The sequence below is a fragment of the Mesorhizobium sp. M0816 genome (genome assembly GCF_040320005.1).
Classification (GTDB): Bacteria; Pseudomonadota; Alphaproteobacteria; order Rhizobiales; family Rhizobiaceae; genus Mesorhizobium.
The window spans coordinates 1-3,575 of record NZ_JAMYOT010000078.1; the positions used below are offsets into that span (position 1 = coordinate 1).

The following is a 3,575-nucleotide window of genomic DNA, read 5'->3' on the forward strand; positions in this document are numbered from 1 at the left end:
AGCGGCGGATCGCGACGGCCAGTATTTCCACTATCTGGCGATGTGGCTGTTCGCCCTGGCGCGTCTCGGCGATCTGAAGCCGGAATACCGCAAGCGCGGCATTGCGCTGGCGCGCGGCATTCACCCGGCATTTGTGGTCCCCGGCCGCGGCGTGATCTGGAAGATGCAGGAGGATTTGAGCAGCCCATATCCCGGCTACCGTCTCGGCAGCATGGATGCCTATGACGGCGACGTGGCGAAGCGGTTTGCCGAACTGGAAAAATGGGCGAGAAAGAACCTTTCGGTCGGCGACGTCGTGGGGCGCTGGTGCAATGAGGATTATGATACGGCCGACAGGATTCCATATGCCGGCGAGCCCGATCCAAAAATGGGCTCGAGCGCGACCCGGCGATCGTAATCATTGCCGCGATCATGCGCGGCGCCGACCCTCCCGCCACGAAGCCAGCAGCCGCATGACGAATTGGGCAATGGGGGCAGATCACAAGGAGAAATCCCATGCATGCAAAACTCGTGACGGGAGCAATGCTGATTGCGATGTCGGCGCTGCTGCAACCGGCATCGGCGGCACACGATTGGCAAACAATCGCGAAGACGCTAGGCAAATCCGGAGCAGAGACGCCTGATGGCGTCTACCGGGTGGGCTTGCCTCGAACGGACCTGAAGGTATCGCTCGATGGCGTGGCCCTGAAACCAGGATTTGCGCTTGGAGGCTGGATTGCGTTCGAACCCGTGGGGAAACAGGCCATGGTCATGGGCGACATCGTTCTGACGCAGGACGAGGTGAACCCGGTCATGAAGAAGCTTGAAGAAGGTGGGATCGAGATCACTGCGGTGCACAACCACTTGCTACGCGCGGAGCCGATGACACTCTACATGCACGTCTTCGGCCAAGGCGACCCGGTTACGCCTCGCAACAGCGCTTCATGCCGGATTGGCGCTGAGCAAAACACCGATGGGAGGCGGCGCCCAGCCGCAAGCCGCTCCGCAGATCGACTTCGACACGGCCAGTGTCGACCAAACCATCGGTTATAAGGGTAAAGCCAATGGCGCGATCTACCAGTTCACGATCCCGCGCGCCAAGCCGGTCGAGGAAAATGGAATGGAAGTGCCGGCGGCCATGGGCTCGGCAATAGCGATCAACTTCCAATCGACAGGTGGCGGCAAGGCGGCGATCACGGGTGATTTTGTGCTGACCGCAAAGGAGGTCAATCCGATTATCAAAGCCATGCAGGACAACGGCATCGAGATCACCGCACTGCATAGCCACATGCTCGATGAGCAGCCGCGGCTCTTCTTTATGCATTTCTGGGCGAACGACGATGTGCAGAAGCTGGCGAAAGGCCTGCGCGCAGCCCTCGACAAGGTCGCCGTCAAGAAGAGCTAGATTGGTGGCCCGTCCAACGGCGGAGTTCGGCCGGCTCGGAGCGATCGCCGGCCTTCTTCCCGCCGCCTCGGGAATTGTTCTCTAGCAGGGCGTCTTTCTGCCACCAGCATTGCGCCGGAGATCGCCTTTCCATCGCACACGAGCGGCGGGCCGGGCTTTTGCGAACCGATGCGTTCGGAACGATCGAAGGCCCGCTTCGTTCTGATCGGATGGACTGGGTTAGACTCGGCCTCCTGGCTTTGGCGGGGTTCCTCACCTGGACGCTGAACACCCTCTCGGCCGGAGGCGGAGGCCTATTGCTGATCCCCGCCGTGACTTTCATCACAGGGAGCGCCGCAGTTGCGCCGGTCATCACCTTGACCGAGCTCATCGGCAATCCCATCCGCGCCCTGGCCTTTCGGCGCGACATCGATTGGAGCCTGGTCCGTTGGTATCTGCCGGGCGCCATCGCCGGTGCCGCGGCGGGCTCCTGGCTCTTCGCCAACAGTCGGGCGGAATGGCTCCAGATACTCATAGGGATCTATCTGATCAGTGCAGTCTGGGAATTTCGCGGCGGGGCGCGCGAGCGGAGCTACCGAGTCCGCCGCTGGTGGTTCCTCCCGGCCGGCCTGATCGTCGCGCTGTTGTCGGGGCTGATGGGCACGGTGGGACCCGTCCTGAATTCGCTCTATCTGAACTACGGTTCGGAGAAGGAGACGTTGGTCGCCACGAAATCGGTGAACTCGTTTGTGACCGATGTCGTCAAGATCGCGGTATTCACCGGACTTGGCTCGCTCGGGGGTCAGGCGGCCATGTACGGCGCAGCCGCGGGTTTGGGCGCTGCGCTTGCCAATCTGCTGGCCAAGCGCTGGCTCGAGCGCCTGAGTGGACGACAGTTCCGCGGCCTTGTGGTCGCGCTCATGGCAGTCAGTGGAGCGCTGATGATCTGGAACCAGCACAGCTTCGTTGTGCAGGCTTGGCGCGCGGCCACAGGAATGTCTTAACAATGTCGACGTTGGCTGAAGCCCTTCGCGCGCTGTGCCTTAGCTTGGTTGGCCGGTCCCGCGACGCGCAGCAGCTGGCGAAAGGACTGCGCGCGGCCCCTTGACAAGGTCGCCGTCAAGAAAGGCTAGGCTTCCCGACCGCCTGTATCAGACGTGGCTCTTGGGCTGGCTCCTTCGAACCAGTCGGGCCTAACCCGCTCAGGTTGGAGAAGCTTCGCGAGGTCAGATGACGCTCAGCGTCACGGCGGCAAGAACAAGATAACGGCCGACCTTGGCGGCAGTGACCAGCAAAAGGAAAACCCGAAAAGGCTCGCGCAGGACGCCCGCGACGACGGCTAGCGGATCACCGACAACCGGCAGCCAACTCAGCAGGAGCGACCACTTTCCGTAGCGGCGATACCACACTTGCGCGCGCTCCAGTTGCGCTTGGTTCATCGGAAACCACCGTTGGCTCCGGAAGCGCTCGATGCCTCGCCCGAGCAGCCAGTTGATCACCGATCCAAGTACGTTGCCGACGCTCGCGACGGCGATGATTGGCCAGGGCGAATAATCCGCAAGCAGCAGCCCGACCAGCACTGCTTCCGATTGCATCGGCAGGATCGTGGCGGCGAGCAAGGCCGCCAGGAACAGACCAGCATAGGCCGCGAGATCGGTCATTGAACCGCATATCCGCCAGTCGACCTAATGATGGTGACCTTCGGGTTCGACCATCGTGAACGGCAGCACCTGTTCGCGATCTTTCGCGGTCAGCACCAGACTTGCCTGGAACTCATGCGGCTCGGCCGGAGCCACCGTACTCTCAAGCCGATGATGGTTGTCGGCGACGGCTTCGAGGCGAAGCGTCTCTGGCCCGTTGGGCCGGTCGATGATCACCGTCGCTGTCAAATCATCGGTGTGCCGTTCTATGGTCAGCCGCATCCGCTCGCCGGCCGCTGTGTCGACGATTTCCAACGTCCCCGCAGCCAGACCGCAGGCGACCTTAAAGGGCTCCGGCGCAGCGTCAGTTGCGATACCGGTCCGTGGCCAGCGCAGCGCATCATAATTCTGCTGTTCCTTCAGCCTGCAAAGTCTCCGCGAGAATCGTGAGGGTCGCGCCGGTGAAAGCGGCCAAGGAACCTGCCGCCGATCAGATCGTTTCGCGGTATCTGGCTAAGGCCAACCGGAGCGGAGGCAGATATGCCGCATGCCCGCAATCGCATGGAACCGAA

The 3,575-nt window shown here is 62.1% G+C and carries 3 protein-coding genes and 2 pseudogenes; 3 read left to right on the forward strand and 2 right to left on the reverse strand.

Annotated elements, in window-relative coordinates; translation table 11 throughout:
- The 3 genes and pseudogenes from NKI17_RS36605 to NKI17_RS36615 all read left to right on the forward strand — a co-directional run.
- Positions 1-397, forward strand: a pseudogene (locus NKI17_RS36605) (hypothetical protein); the annotation flags it as partial.
- Positions 398-522: 125 nt separating this feature from the next.
- Positions 523-1,384 (forward strand): annotated as a pseudogene (locus tag NKI17_RS36610) (DUF1259 domain-containing protein).
- Positions 1,385-1,593: 209 nt separating this feature from the next.
- Positions 1,594-2,367, forward strand: a complete 774-nt coding sequence (locus tag NKI17_RS36615; protein WP_352907920.1) for a sulfite exporter TauE/SafE family protein — start codon at positions 1,594-1,596, stop codon at positions 2,365-2,367.
- A gap of 222 nt (positions 2,368-2,589) precedes the next feature.
- Here NKI17_RS36615 and NKI17_RS36620 read toward each other — a convergent pair whose 3' ends face one another.
- Both NKI17_RS36620 and NKI17_RS36625 read right to left on the reverse strand, forming a co-directional pair.
- Entirely contained in the window at positions 2,590-3,024 is a 435-nt protein-coding gene (locus NKI17_RS36620; RefSeq protein WP_352574868.1) for a YqaA family protein, read from the reverse strand.
- 24 nt (positions 3,025-3,048) lie between these two features.
- Positions 3,049-3,318, reverse strand: a complete 270-nt coding sequence (locus NKI17_RS36625; protein ID WP_352841942.1) for a hypothetical protein — start codon at positions 3,316-3,318, stop codon at positions 3,049-3,051.
- Positions 3,319-3,575 lie beyond the last annotated feature (257 nt).

What these genes read in the sequence shown, in the direction of transcription:
- NKI17_RS36615 (WP_352907920.1), top strand. Translation starts at nt 1,594, where the DNA reads ATGGACTGGGTTAGACTCGGCCTCCTGGCTTTGGCGGGGTTCCTCACC.
- NKI17_RS36620 (WP_352574868.1), bottom strand. Translation starts at nt 3,024, where the DNA reads ATGACCGATCTCGCGGCCTATGCTGGTCTGTTCCTGGCGGCCTTGCTC.